The organism is Mesorhizobium sp. M0598 (assembly GCF_040320865.1).
Lineage (GTDB): Bacteria > Pseudomonadota > Alphaproteobacteria > Rhizobiales > Rhizobiaceae > Mesorhizobium.
On the sequence record NZ_JAMYQL010000065.1, the window covers coordinates 1 to 12,195 of the forward strand.

The following is a 12,195-nucleotide window of genomic DNA, read 5'->3' on the forward strand; positions in this document are numbered from 1 at the left end:
CTTCCTGGACGATCGACTGCGCCAGAACGGTCGCGGTCGTGGTGCCGTCGCCGGCGATGTCGTTGGTCTTCGAAGCAACTTCGCGGACCATCTGCGCGCCCATGTTCTCGAACTTGTCTTCAAGCTCGATTTCCTTGGCGACGGTGACGCCGTCCTTGGTGATGCGCGGCGCGCCGAACGACTTGTCGATGACGACGTTGCGGCCCTTGGGGCCGAGCGTGACCTTCACCGCGTCGGCGAGGATGTTGACGCCGCGCAGCATGCGCTCGCGGGCATCACGGGAAAATTTTACGTCTTTGGCAGCCATTTTTAGCTCCTGGGCATTTCGCCCGAAATTCAGATTGGATGGTGCGGATGAAAGGCGGCGTGTCAGCCGATGACGCCCATGATGTCCGCTTCCTTCATGATCAGAAGGTCTTCGCCATTGAGCTTGACTTCGGTGCCCGACCACTTGCCGAACAGGATGCGGTCGCCGGCCTTGACGTCCAGCGGGACCAGCTTGCCGACCTCGTCACGGGCGCCGGAACCGATGGCGATGATCTCGCCTTCCTGCGGCTTTTCCTTAGCCGTATCGGGGATGATGATCCCGCCGGCGGTCTTCGCTTCGGACTCGACGCGGCGAACGACCACGCGGTCATGCAGCGGCCGGAAATTCGACTTTGCCATTTTTGGATTTCCCTGGTGCGGATGTTGAACGGTTCTCCGTTGCCGGAGCGTGTTTAGCACTCACCAGAAGCGAGTGCTAACGCGGCAGTGAGATAGGCCGTAGGCTCCTGCTAGTCAAGACGGAAGAGGGACGGGCGAAGAGCAAACGAGCGTGGAAGCACCGAGCCCTTTACGTGAAAGACGTCGGAGATCGGACATGGATGGGGCGGCTCACCATTTGTAACTGAAGGCTTTATTCATTTGGCACGATTGGTGCAGCGGATGATCCGCAAACGTTGCGCGCGACAAATATGAGAGGTGAGCGCCATCAGGACTGCGGTTAACGGGTCCACTCGGTGTTTACGGTGTTGGCCGCCGCGCGGGCGCCAGGACTCCGGCCATCCCGATAGTCACCAATCCAATCTGCGGAGAACAGGAGGCAAGATGACAGCGACAGTCAGCATGAACTCGAATTTGAAATGTTTGGCCAAAGCAACTGCCATCGCCTTGCTCTGGACGGTCACGGCTACGTCGGCGGACGAAGGTATCTGGATGCCGGGCCAGACTGCGGAAGTGGGCGCGGCCATGCGGCCGTCTGGACGCTGACCCGCTCAACGCGATCGTATCACTGGGCGGATGCTCCGCCTCGTTCGTCAGTCCACAAGGGCTGGTCGCAACCAATCATCATTGCGTGTTAGAATCCATCCAATACCACAGCAAGGAGAGCTAGGACTATCTCACAGACGGCTTTCTGGCGAAGAGCCCTGGGTGAAGAATTGCCCGCGGCGCCAGGCAGCCGAACTATGTGATCGAGGACATGCGGGATGTGACCGCCGAAATGCTCAAGAGCGTCTCGGACAAGCGGAACGGGTTTGCCCGCTATGAGCGGCTCGCCACGAACCGCACAGCCCAATCGCCATTGCGACGTAGGGGCCTATTATGGCGGCGCCTCCTACTATCTCCTGCAGAAGCTCGAAATTGAGGACGTGCGCCTCGTCTATGCGCCCGCGCTCGGCATCGGCAACTTCGGCGGCCAAACGGACAACTGGATGCGGCCGCGCCACACGGGCCACTTCGGCTTTTATCGCGCCTATGTCGCTCCTGATGGTTCCTCCCGGCCATACGCGCGACAAACGTGCCCTACCGGCCCAAGAACTGGCTGCGAATCGCCGCTGAAGGCGCCTGGATGGACATTCTGCTGAATTTACCTGCGGCGCTGTTTCATGAACGCGCGCTTGGCCCCCCATTTTATATTGCCCGCCTCGGCTCATGCGGGGCGGGCTTCTTGGCGTTCTGGGAGGATTTGCTCACCATGGTTCATAGTGGCGCCGCACCCGTCCGGTGAGCGCCTCACCTGAGGCTACATGGCGGCCGTGGAGATTGCCTCAGAAGCGGCGCCCAATCGGAAACCTTAGCACCTCCGCGTTTTGGCGTGGCTGCTTGAACTCTTCGACGGCAATCGCCTCAATCAACAGGTCCAAGGCTTCGCGTCCCCTTCGACTCATCGGGTCATCGCCACAGAGGTAGTCATACGCTCGATCTAAATGCACTCGGGCGGTGGAAAAATCGCTTGTCATAGGACCCTCTCTACCCGCCCGCATTGCCGTCTACGACGGTGAAGGTCGCGCAATCGTCAATATCTAAAGACAAATTTGAATTAAATCGGGGATGGTAGGGGGAGTAGGACGTCACCCACGGTGACTGAACCGGTGGAAATCGACACCGATCGGCGTGATGCGATGTTTGCCTTGTCGCCGGTCGAGCATAACAAGCGCCGCTTCCCGCTCGGCCCTTGCCGGTGGCGTGCGTCAACGTTGCATCGACCGCCAGCCCGTTGCGGTTCTCCCGCCATTTCCTTTCCTCGCAAGTCGCTCGAGCCGCACGCGCTCTTTCCCCTGGAGTCCAGTAGGTTGGGCCGAGGTCGCTGCAAACCCGCCGGAAATCGCGCGGGCAACTCAATACTCCCGCCAAGAATATCGAAATCAGCTCAACCGTGTTGCTAGAACAGTCCACATTCGGCAGGCCTGAGACCCTACAACCTGTGCAAGTGCACAGGTAGCGAAGTGCGTGCAGGTTCGAGCACAATGGGCATCGGCGCAATTTCCATGCCGACCACCAACGGAGATATCTGCGATGACCAGCAACATGCGGCTAATGAAAGCAAGCGAGATTCCCGCCTTCGTTGACAAGGTGATCGAGGCTGGCTGCGATATCTGCGCGATCGGTCACTTAGGCTATTCACTGGGCGATGTTGACGGGAAGGTACCCTGGCGCAAGGTAAAAAGAATCGTGGAAGAGTTTGGCGATCGTGATCACCTGCTACCGGAGATCGTTGCCTATCTTCGCTCGATTGCTCGGTACATAGAACCCGAGTCGTCGACGAACGAGGGCCGGAGAACGCACTAAACAGGCACTCGAAGACTCTGACAACATAGTTCAAACCGGACAACCGCAGTTTACCGAGAGAATCCACAACTTCGCAAACGGGGGTTTGAGCTGAAAAGCAACACAGGCAAAATCGCCCGATAGTTCCATAATATGCGTTACGCAACTTTAAGTTGTAGCAGCTAAGTTAAAATGTCCGGATCTGGCAAAGTAGGAATGTCGCTCCTGCCTTGCCAATCTGCCCGCATTTGAGAGCGCGGGAGATTGCAGATTGGGACTGGTTCTGATGAGCGAACGCGAGCTGCGGCGTATCGAGGTTTTGTCGAAGATTGTTGAGCGGCGAATGACGAGCGTTGCGGCGGCAAGCTTGCTCGGCGTTTCAGTTCGTCAGATCCAGCGGCTGTTGAAGACGTTCCAGGCGGATGGCGCTGCGGCTCTCCGGCACAAGGCGCGTGGCCGGCGTTCCAACAATCGCATTGTCGATGGTGTTCGCGACTTCGTGCTGGAGCTGATCCGCGAACACTACATCGACTTCGGTCCAACGCTTGCCCGCGAGAAGCTGATCGAACGGCATCAGCTCGCGGTCAGCAAGGAGACGCTGCGCAAGTGGATGACGGAGGCTGGAATCTGGACGTCGCGCCGTGAACGCAAGCAGCGGCTGCATCAGCCCCGCGGGCGACGAGACTGCCTGGGCGAGATGGTGCAGATCGACGGCTCGCATCACTGGTGGTTCGAGAACCGCGGTCCCAAATGGGCCCTGCTCGTCTTCATCGACGATGCGACCGGCAAGCTCCTGCATCTGCGCTTTGCGGGGTCGGAGAACACGTTCGATTATTTCCATGCTGCCAAGGCGTATCTGCGGCACTGGGGCAAGCCGCTTGCGTTCTACAGCGACAAGCATGGCATTTTCCGAACGACCCATGGTTCCGAGAAGGATAGAAGCAGCGGCCTGACGCAGTTCGGCCGGGCTCTTTATGAGCTCAACATCGATATCATCTGCGCCAACACCCCACAGGCCAAGGGTCGCGTCGAGCGCGCCAACCAAACGCTCCAGGACCGGCTTGTGAAGGAGTTGCGCCTGCGCGACATCAGCACGATCGAGGCGGCCAACGCCTATGCGCCCGATCATGAGAATCTGGACGGCGCCATGTGTCGCAAGGAGATTCGCACGCTGTCTCAGGCTTTGACGCTGCGCTACGACAAGGTGCTTTTCATTCTCGATCCGACCGATACCGCAAAGCGACTTGCCCGTAAAAAGGTCATCGTCTGCGACTATCCCGCTCGCCTTGAGGTCACTCACGACGGCATTAGCCTGCCCTACAGAACCTTCGACAAGCTGCGTTCAGTTCACAGATCGGAGATCGTCGAGAACAAGCGGCTTGATGCCGCCCTGGAACTGGTCGCCCAGATGCAGGCTGGCCGGGAGCTTCATCGCAGCCAGCGCGGGCCGCGGCGCACCGGACAGACGAACCACATGTTCGGCATTCCCGATGGCAGCCAGAGCAATGGCTATGTGAAGCGTGGCCGCAAGCCCGGCAAGAAGGCGGATTTCACAAAGGACCCCGCAGTCGTCGTGCGGCGTGAGCAGGCGCTTGCCAGAATGCCGGCAGCCAAGGTCGAGAGCCAGGCCGTCAAAGTCGATCTGACGCTCACGGAGAGCGATAGGCATCGTATTGCGGATGTCCTCGCAGTGCTGGACGAGTTTCCAATCAACCGGAAGGCTCAACCGACAACGGAAGCCGGCTTTTAGCTCGACGAGGGCCACGCGGCTCTCAAAGCTAAAGCCGAGGGAGATCTACTGGATCGCCCCCGATCGGGCTGCGCAACCCCGACCAGCTGACGCCCGATCGGGCGCTCACGTCGCAGCCGGCAGCACCGTTATGCGACATTTCTACTTTGCTGACATCGCGACATTCGAACTTGGTTGCAACAAGTTGTAGCAGCTAAGTAAAATATCCTGATCTGCCAAAAATAGGAATGTCGCTCCTGCTTGTGCCTTGCCACTCTCTCGCCTTCGAGAGCGGGGAGATTGCATCTTGGGACGTTTAAGGGGTGGATTTTCGTTTAAACGGTTCAAATGGGCGGTCGTCCGCCAGCAACTTCTCCTTGCTAAGTAATCCGGCATTCTCGAAGGCCTCGCGCCAGTTCGAGGCGCATTCATATCCCCCTCCGCAGCAGCACGCGCAAGCATCGTCACAAGCCCCGAGCCGCTTCGCGTTCGGCGCTGTCCAATTTCCGACAATGTCGGATACGCAACGTAGCAGGGTCAGATCTACCAGACTGCGTATAAATGGTTTTCTCATTTGGCACGGTACATGCACCATCATCCGCAAACACGTGCCCGACGAAAGAAGACGTCGCATGATCACCTCACCAAAACATACCGCCGCCGCGGAACAAATCACTTCGCCCCGAACCTTGCTTATCGTCCGTCCCGTCACCACAACCGGAGCCATCCGCTTCGTCTTCGACGGCGGCACCACGCAGGACTCGGCTGACAAGGAGGGACTGGCCAATTTGATGACCGGCCTGTTCGACGAGGGCGCCGGCGATCTCGACAGTGATGCCTTCCAGGCGACGGTTGACCATGCCGGGGCCGAGATGAGCTTCGACGCGCAGCGCGACGGCATTTATGGCAGATGCGCATGCTGCCCGAACGGAAGGACGCCGCCTTCGATCTGCTCAGGCTCGCGCCTAACAGCCCCCGCTTCGACCAGGAGCCCGTCGACCGCATCCGCGCCAAGCGGCGCAGAATCTACGGCACGCATCCTTATTCGAGGCCGGACGAGGGGCACCAAGGAGAGCCTCGCCGGCATAACGCCGGTCGATCTAGGCGCCCTCCACAAGGCCGCTTTCGTCGGTGACGGGCTGCACGTAGCGGTCGTCGGCGACATTGATGCCAAAGGCCTGAGTGAAAGGCCCCACGACTCGGTCGGCGATTTGCCTCAGAAGCAGGCGATCGCGCCGGTGGCCGATGTCGCCCCGAGCTCGGCCGGCGTAATTGGTCGCCTACGACCCGCCGCAGACTTCGCTGCAGCTTGTTTTTCCCGGCATCGGACGCAGCGACTCGGAACTCTAAGCCGCACAGCTGATAAGCAAAATACTCAGAGGCTCGCCATTTACCTCACGTCTGTTCCAGGAAGTGCGCGAAAAGCGCGGCCTTGCTTACGGTATCCATTCCAGCCTGAAAGACCACCAGCATTCCAATGCGCTTGTCGTGACCACGGCGACGCGCGCCGACAGGGCGACCGAGACGCTCGGGCTGATACGCCACGTGATCAGGGAGTTGGCGGAAACAGGGCCGACAGAGGCCGAGCTAAAAGCGAGCAAGAAATATCTGATCGGCACCTATGCTACCAACAATCTGGATTCCTCCAGTTCGATTGCAGCCACGCTTGTCGGGTCTTGGCATCGGCTACACCAGTGCCGCGCCGCCCTCATCGATCGACCAAGTCGAGGCAGCGGCGAAGAAGCTGCTTTCGGCCGAACCCGCCATTATGGTGGTCGGCCCGCGCGTGGACGCCAAAGAATGGGCCCGGGCTCCAATTTCGCCATTCTTCTCCCCTTGTGAGGCTTTTACTGGGAGAGATCGAGCCCAAAGGGAGATTCCGATGTCTGAAGCGAGTCAGGAAAAGTTGGACGCATTCTTGGGGAAAATGGTCGGCGATCTCGGTGCGATCGCTACGGGCGCGGCTGTCTTGCTAGGCGACAGACTCGGCCTGTTCAAGGCATTGCGCGAAGGCGGCAAGATGACGGCCGCCGAACTTTCGACACGCACCGGTACCCAGGAGCGCCTTGTAAGGGAATGGCTTTCCGGGCAGGCGGCGGCGGGCTACGTCGACTACGATGAAGCCAACGACCAGTTCTATCTCAACGCCGAGCAGGAGCTGGTGTTCGCCGATGAAAATAGCCCGGCCTTCATGGCTGGCGCATTCGAGTTCCTATCCGCGCTGTGGCTCGACGAAGAAAAGGTGAGGCAGGCATTCCAGTCCGGTAAGGGCGTTGCATGGCACGATCATAGCGCGTGTCTGTTTCGCGGTACGGAACGGTTCTTCCGTCCAGGCTATAATGCCAATCTGATCGACTCCTGGCTGCCGGCCCTGGAGGGCGTAGTCGAGAAGCTCGAACGCGGCGTGGATGTCGCGGATGTCGGATGCGGTCATGGCGCATCGACGGTGCTCATGGCACGTGCTTTCCCCAATTCGCGCTTCGTCGGCTTCGATTATCACGCCCCTTCGATCGAGCGCGCCCGCAAGGCCGCCGAGGAAGCCGGCGTCGGCGCCAACACGCGCTTCGAGGTCGCGGCCGCCAAGACCTATCCCGGCACCTATGACCTCGTCGCTTTTTTCGATTGCCTTCACGACATGGGCGACCCGGCGGGCGCCGCCACCCATGTCCACGGGTCGCTCAAGCCGGATGGCACGTGGATGATCGTCGAGCCGTTCGCGCATAATCATCTAGCGGCGAACCTCAATCCCGTCGGACGCGTTTACTATGCCGCTTCCACGTTCGTGTGCACGCCCGCGTCCCTGTCGCAGGAAGTCGGGCTCGGGCTTGGCGCCCAGGCCGGCGAGGCGAGGCTACGCAAGGTGGTGACCGGCGGCGGCTTCAAGCGATTCCGTCGCGCCACGGAGACGCCGTTCAACATGGTGCTGGAGGCCCGTCCCTAGCGCGGCCGTCGCTAGAAATTGCAGCTCATCGCTTTATGGTGAAGATCGTCGTCAAAATCCGAACTCACAGTTATCGACAAATTTTCAGAGGCGTCACTCCCCTGACATCCGATTGGAGTTGTTAGAAGCCAACAGTAGTTGAAGGCACACGCAGCCAAGCTCGTCGCCTAGAGTAGTTCGGTGCTCTCCGAGAATCCAACTCCGAAGACCGTACTCCGCGCAAACGCGCAGTTTCTCCACCTGAACTTGGGCGACTTCGGCGGCGTCGGCGACAAACGCGAAAAGCGCCAGGAGCGGCACTGCGACCAATGGCCCTTTCATAAACCTCGAATGCGCTTTCAATCTTGGCGATGCGTTCCGTCAGTGTGATCTGAAAAGACTCATGCTAATCACAGCTTCACGACGCCTTGCGACGCAACGCCGTTTGGTATCCCAACCATTGGTGAATTTCGGCGGCGATGCGCTCGGCATGTGCGGTGACTTCGGGAATTCCCATCAGTTCGCCGACGCTGCCTCGCGCCAGTGGCCCGCTGACGAAAACGCTGTCGGTCGGGCGCCCGGATGTGCCGACCGCACGGCCTTGGCTGTCGGTCTCCAAACCAAGACCAATCGGGTCGAGCCGGACCAATCCCATCCGCTCGAGCGCCGCAATCGCCGTGTTGGTCCGCAAGATATCGGCGTGCGCCGGTCCGGTCGTCACGACCACACTGTCGAAAGCCTCGACAACGAGGCTGCGTTGGCCACGCAGCCGCTGCCTGACGCAAATGCGTCCGTCGACCTGTTCGGCGCCGACAATCGTTGCGGCGCGATAGGCAAGCCTGCCGTCGGCAACGCCGCGATCAAGCACGGCCGCGATCTGTGGAGCGAGGCGGAAGCGATGCACGTCCCAGAGCGCACGAAGATTGCGCGCCACACGTCGCTGCTCGGCCAGCGGCAAGGCCTGCCAGATGGTTTGTCCCTGACGTCGGACGGCATCGAGCACCGGATGCCAGTCTTCGCCCCGACGCTTGGCATCAAGGATCGTTACCCGGATGCGCCTGAATAGTGCCGTTGCGCTTCGTGAAGGAAGGGTCGTGAAATCACCAATTGGATCGGCCAGCATCGCGGCTTGGCTGCGCGAGCGATAGCCGTGACGTGACAGCGCGACGATGTGGCCACGATGTCCCTTGCGGCCGAGCGTTGCAATCACGTCCGCCGACGTCAGTCCGGTGCCAACGACCAGGACACGGTCGTCGCGGCCGATCGCTTCCAGCCTCTCGAGATCATAGGGATTGGCCACCAGCCCGGCTGTGCCAGCCACGGACTTCAGGGGCATCGGCAAGGCCGGCGGCGGATGCGTCGTCGCAATCACCACGGCGTCGGCAGCGAGCGCCCCGCCATCAGCGAGGATCAGACGGTAGCCCTCGCCGGTGCGCTCGACCGATGCGACGGCGGACCTGACATGGCGGATCGTTTTGCTGAGAAGGAAGGGCCGGAGATGAGATTCCACATAGCGCCCGAAAACGCGACGCTGCGGGTAGAGTGCTCCGTAGGCGGCAATAGCCTCGGCATCGTCTACAATGGCTCTGGTCTGCTCCAGCCAGTCGGCAAAGTGGCTGTCCTGGCCGGAGATCAGCGTCATTCTCGACGCCGGCACATTGATACGATGTGCCGGATCGGCCGTGGAATAAGCCAGACCATAGCCGAGCCCCTCGCGGGGCTCGACGACCACGATATCGGATGCACCGGCCGAGAGCAGTCGCGCCAGATGAAACGCAGTCGCCGCACCTGAAAAGCCGCCGCCGACAATCGCTATGATCGGTCCGCTGGCGCTCAAGACTGGCTCGCGCGCAGCGCCGACGGGCGATGGTCGCCGGCCACGGTTTCGCCGAAGGGGCCCATGTTGACGGCCGTGGGCCGCGTTGAGATCTCGTGATCGAGTGGCAACTGCGGCAACACAAGTTCGCCGAAGCGATAGGCTTCCTCCAGATGCGGGTAACCGGACAGGATGAATGTATCGATGCCTATGCGCCGGTATTCATCGATCCGTTCCGCCACCGTAGCCGCATCGCCGACCAATGCGGTGCCCGCACCGCCGCGCACCAGGCCGACGCCAGCCCACAGGTTCGGGCTGATTTCCAGCTTGTCGCGGCGGCCGCCATGCAACCGGCTCATACGCGACTGGCCAACCGAGTCCATGCGCGCGAACACCTTCTGCGCTTCGGCGATCGTCTTGTCGTCCAGGCGGCTGATCAGGCGGTCGGCATCGGCCCAGGCTTCGTCATTGGTTTCGCGAACGATGACATGCAGCCTGATGCCGAAACTCACCTGGCGTCCGGCCTTCTCGGCAAGGCCGCGCACATGGTCGACCTTTGCGGCGACATCGACCGGTGGCTCGCCCCAGGTCAGATATTTGTCGATCTGCTCGGCGGCGACCGCATTGGCCGCCTCCGACGAACCACCGAAATAGAGCGGCGGATGCGGCGTCTGCACAGGCGGGAACAGCAGCCTTCCGTCCTCGATGCGGAAGTGCTTGCCTTCGAAGGCAATGGTCTCGCCGCTGAGCACGGCCTTGTAGATATCGAGAAACTCCCGCGTCACCTCATAGCGCTCGTCATGGCTGAGGAAGATGCCGTCGCCCTTGTTTTCGACCGGGTCACCGCCGGTGACCACGTTGATAAGCAGGCGCCCGCCGGAAATGCGGTCGAGCGTTGAGGTCATCCGCGCGGCGAGCGTCGGCGATTGCAGGCCCGGCCGCACCGCAACGAGGAAGCGGAGCCGCTGCGTCAACGGCGCCAGCGCCGACGCCACGACCCAGCTGTCCTCGCAACTTCGGCCGGTTGGCAGCAGCGCGCCGTAATAGCCGATGGCGTCGGCGGCCTTGGCGACCTGGGTCAGATAGGGCAGGTCGACCGCCCTGCCCCCCTCGGAGGTGCCGAGATAGCGGCTGTCGCCATGGGTCGGAAGAAACCACAGGACCTTGATTCTGTCGGGGATGGCAGTGCTCATGAACAGTCCTTTGTGACTTTACGGCGTTCTCGCTCAGCTCCAGGCGTGGAGCGGCGGATTGACGTCGTTCAGGTAATAGTTGCCGAGGATCGCGTATTTCCAGCGCACCGGATCGTGCAGCGTGTGGGTTCTGGCGTTGCGCCAGTGCCGGTCGAGATTGTGCTCGGCCAGTGTGGATCGCGTGCCGGCGAGTTCGAACAGTTTGTTGGTGGCGTTGATGGCGATCTCGGTGGTGAGGATCTTGGATTCGGCAACCGCGATCTGCGCTTCCGCGACGGTCTTATCGTTCGGATCGGCCACGGCGCGGTCGACCGCCAGCCCTGCCTTGTCCAGAACGGCCTGCGCCGCATTGGCCCGCAGGCGAAGGTCACCGACGGCCTGGATAGTGTAGGGATCCTGCCAGGCATGATCGACGCCGCTGTCGATCCACGCGCGCGACTTGGTGCGCACGAAGCCGACGGTTTCGTCGATTGCCGCGTTGGCGATGCCGAGATCGACAGCAGCCTGGATGATCTGGAAGATGGCGCCGTCGGCCGTCGGCCTGTCGTAGCCCTTGTAGCCGGGGACGAGATGCGTCTTCGGCACTTTCACATTGTCGAGCAGGACTGTGCCGGACAGCGTCGTCTTCTGGCCGAAGCTCGACCAGTCGTCGATGACAGTCAGTCCGGGCTCACCGCGATCGGCGATGGCATACCAGGCGCGGCCTTCGTCATCGAGGGCCACGATCGGCACCAGATGGGCGAGCAGCGCGCCGCTCGAATAGAATTTCTGGCCATTGACCACGACGTGGTCGCCAGCGTCGACGAATTTGGTCTCAAAATCGGCCGCCCGCTTGGAGCCGAATTCGGAGAACGCGTTGCCGAACCGCGTGCCGGACAGAACTTCGGCGAAGAGCAACTTCTTCTGGGCCTCATCAGAGACGGTGCGGATGGCTGCGACCACGCCGAGATGGTTCTGCGGAATCTGGCCGAGCGACGGATCGGCCGCCGAGATGATGCTGATCACCTTTGACAGCGTCACATAGGAGAGCTCCGGTCCGCCATGGGCCTTCGGCACGTTGATCGACCAAAGGCCGCTCTGCGAGAAGGCGTCGAGTTCCTCCTTCGGCCAGATGCGCTCGCGGTCCCGCTTTGAAGCATCCTTGGCGAACTCGGCAGCCAGTTTTTCGGCGACGGCGATCGCCTCGGCATCGGTCTTGATGACATGCGCTCTGGCCGACGGGCGCTCGACCGGAGGCACGGCGACACGCGCGTCGGACGGCTGCTTGGATTGGATGGTCATGCTGCGGTCTCCTGGGGAAAATGTTGCGATGGAAGTGGCGTGCCGCCGAGATAGTAGGTCTTGATGTCATCGCGCTGGCGCAGGTCGGCGGCCGACCCTTCCAGCACGCTCTTTCCGTTTTCAAGCACGGTGGCGCGGTCGGCATATTTCAGCGTCACTGCCGAATTCTGCTCGGCGACAAGGATCGAAAGATCTTCGTCCCGATTGAGCCGCTTCAAGGCGCTAA

At 61.1% G+C, this 12,195-nt stretch carries 13 protein-coding genes and 2 pseudogenes; 7 read left to right on the forward strand and 8 right to left on the reverse strand.

All coding sequences use genetic code 11. From position 1 onward, the window contains the following. Positions 1-307: TCP-1/cpn60 chaperonin family protein (locus NKI59_RS33835; RefSeq protein ID WP_352708852.1), on the reverse strand; the 307-nt coding region annotated here is incomplete at its 3' end. A gap of 62 nt (positions 308-369) precedes the next feature. Further along, complete coding sequence (groES, locus tag NKI59_RS33840) at positions 370-666, reverse strand: co-chaperone GroES (protein ID WP_352453535.1); 297 nt, start codon at positions 664-666, stop codon at positions 370-372. A 607-nt stretch (positions 667-1,273) separates the two neighbouring features. Between groES and NKI59_RS33845 the strand changes: the two genes are divergently transcribed. The 3 genes from NKI59_RS33845 (at position 1,274) to NKI59_RS33855 (ending at position 1,990) form a co-directional block, all read left to right on the forward strand. After that, positions 1,274-1,375, forward strand: coding sequence for a S46 family peptidase (locus NKI59_RS33845; protein ID WP_352708866.1), 102 nt, complete (start codon positions 1,274-1,276; stop codon positions 1,373-1,375). Positions 1,376-1,526: 151 nt separating this feature from the next. Then, entirely contained in the window at positions 1,527-1,847 is a 321-nt protein-coding gene (locus NKI59_RS33850) for a S46 family peptidase (RefSeq protein ID WP_352708854.1), read from the forward strand. Continuing rightward, positions 1,832-1,990: a hypothetical protein gene (locus NKI59_RS33855; RefSeq protein WP_352708856.1), complete on the forward strand. Its 159-nt coding sequence runs from the start codon at positions 1,832-1,834 to the stop codon at positions 1,988-1,990. The genes NKI59_RS33850 and NKI59_RS33855 overlap by 16 nt, the downstream gene beginning before the upstream one ends. 40 nt (positions 1,991-2,030) lie before the next feature. On the opposite strand, the gene NKI59_RS33860 is transcribed toward NKI59_RS33855, so the two are convergent. Beyond that, entirely contained in the window at positions 2,031-2,222 is a 192-nt protein-coding gene (locus NKI59_RS33860) for a hypothetical protein (protein WP_352708857.1), read from the reverse strand. 556 nt (positions 2,223-2,778) lie between these two features. Between NKI59_RS33860 and NKI59_RS33865 the strand changes: the two genes are divergently transcribed. Further along, positions 2,779-3,051: a Y4lK-related protein gene (locus tag NKI59_RS33865; RefSeq protein WP_352708859.1), complete on the forward strand. Its 273-nt coding sequence runs from the start codon at positions 2,779-2,781 to the stop codon at positions 3,049-3,051. 265 nt (positions 3,052-3,316) lie between these two features. Beyond that, positions 3,317-4,645: pseudogene (locus NKI59_RS33870) on the forward strand (ISNCY family transposase); the annotation flags it as partial. Between the two features lie 755 nt (positions 4,646-5,400). On the opposite strand, the gene NKI59_RS33875 reads toward NKI59_RS33870, so the two are convergent. Next, a complete protein-coding gene (locus NKI59_RS33875) occupies positions 5,401-5,619 on the reverse strand; it encodes a hypothetical protein (RefSeq protein ID WP_352452598.1) in 219 nt (72 codons plus the stop codon). 553 nt (positions 5,620-6,172) lie between these two features. Between NKI59_RS33875 and NKI59_RS33880 the strand changes: the two genes are divergently transcribed. Next, a complete protein-coding gene (locus NKI59_RS33880) occupies positions 6,173-6,601 on the forward strand; it encodes an insulinase family protein (protein ID WP_352708861.1) in 429 nt (142 codons plus the stop codon). A gap of 40 nt (positions 6,602-6,641) precedes the next feature. Further along, positions 6,642-7,700 (forward strand): class I SAM-dependent methyltransferase, encoded by a 1,059-nt coding sequence (locus NKI59_RS33885; protein WP_352452600.1) that lies wholly within the window; start codon positions 6,642-6,644, stop codon positions 7,698-7,700. A 397-nt stretch (positions 7,701-8,097) separates the two neighbouring features. Here the strand turns inward: NKI59_RS33885 and NKI59_RS33890 are convergent, their stop codons facing one another. The 4 genes and pseudogenes from NKI59_RS33890 to NKI59_RS33905 form a co-directional block, all read right to left on the reverse strand. After that, entirely contained in the window at positions 8,098-9,516 is a 1,419-nt protein-coding gene (locus NKI59_RS33890) for an FAD/NAD(P)-binding protein (RefSeq protein WP_352708863.1), read from the reverse strand. Then, positions 9,513-10,688, reverse strand: a complete 1,176-nt coding sequence (gene ssuD, locus NKI59_RS33895; RefSeq protein WP_352641702.1) for an FMNH2-dependent alkanesulfonate monooxygenase — start codon at positions 10,686-10,688, stop codon at positions 9,513-9,515. Before ssuD ends, NKI59_RS33890 begins: the two co-directional genes overlap by 4 nt. A gap of 33 nt (positions 10,689-10,721) precedes the next feature. After that, on the reverse strand, positions 10,722-11,969 hold the full coding sequence (locus NKI59_RS33900) for an SfnB family sulfur acquisition oxidoreductase (protein WP_352708864.1): 1,248 nt from the start codon (positions 11,967-11,969) through the stop codon (positions 10,722-10,724). Next, positions 11,966-12,195: pseudogene (locus tag NKI59_RS33905) on the reverse strand (hypothetical protein); the annotation flags it as partial. The pseudogene NKI59_RS33905 and the gene NKI59_RS33900, both read right to left, overlap by 4 nt.

What these genes read in the sequence shown, in the direction of transcription:
- groES (WP_352453535.1), bottom strand. Translation starts at nt 666, where the DNA reads ATGGCAAAGTCGAATTTCCGGCCGCTGCATGACCGCGTGGTCGTTCGC.
- NKI59_RS33850 (WP_352708854.1), top strand. Translation starts at nt 1,527, where the DNA reads ATGAGCGGCTCGCCACGAACCGCACAGCCCAATCGCCATTGCGACGTA.
- NKI59_RS33855 (WP_352708856.1), top strand. Translation starts at nt 1,832, where the DNA reads ATGGACATTCTGCTGAATTTACCTGCGGCGCTGTTTCATGAACGCGCG.
- NKI59_RS33860 (WP_352708857.1), bottom strand. Translation starts at nt 2,222, where the DNA reads ATGACAAGCGATTTTTCCACCGCCCGAGTGCATTTAGATCGAGCGTAT.
- NKI59_RS33865 (WP_352708859.1), top strand. Translation starts at nt 2,779, where the DNA reads ATGACCAGCAACATGCGGCTAATGAAAGCAAGCGAGATTCCCGCCTTC.
- NKI59_RS33875 (WP_352452598.1), bottom strand. Translation starts at nt 5,619, where the DNA reads ATGGTCAACCGTCGCCTGGAAGGCATCACTGTCGAGATCGCCGGCGCC.
- NKI59_RS33885 (WP_352452600.1), top strand. Translation starts at nt 6,642, where the DNA reads ATGTCTGAAGCGAGTCAGGAAAAGTTGGACGCATTCTTGGGGAAAATG.
- ssuD (WP_352641702.1), bottom strand. Translation starts at nt 10,688, where the DNA reads ATGAGCACTGCCATCCCCGACAGAATCAAGGTCCTGTGGTTTCTTCCG.
- NKI59_RS33900 (WP_352708864.1), bottom strand. Translation starts at nt 11,969, where the DNA reads ATGACCATCCAATCCAAGCAGCCGTCCGACGCGCGTGTCGCCGTGCCT.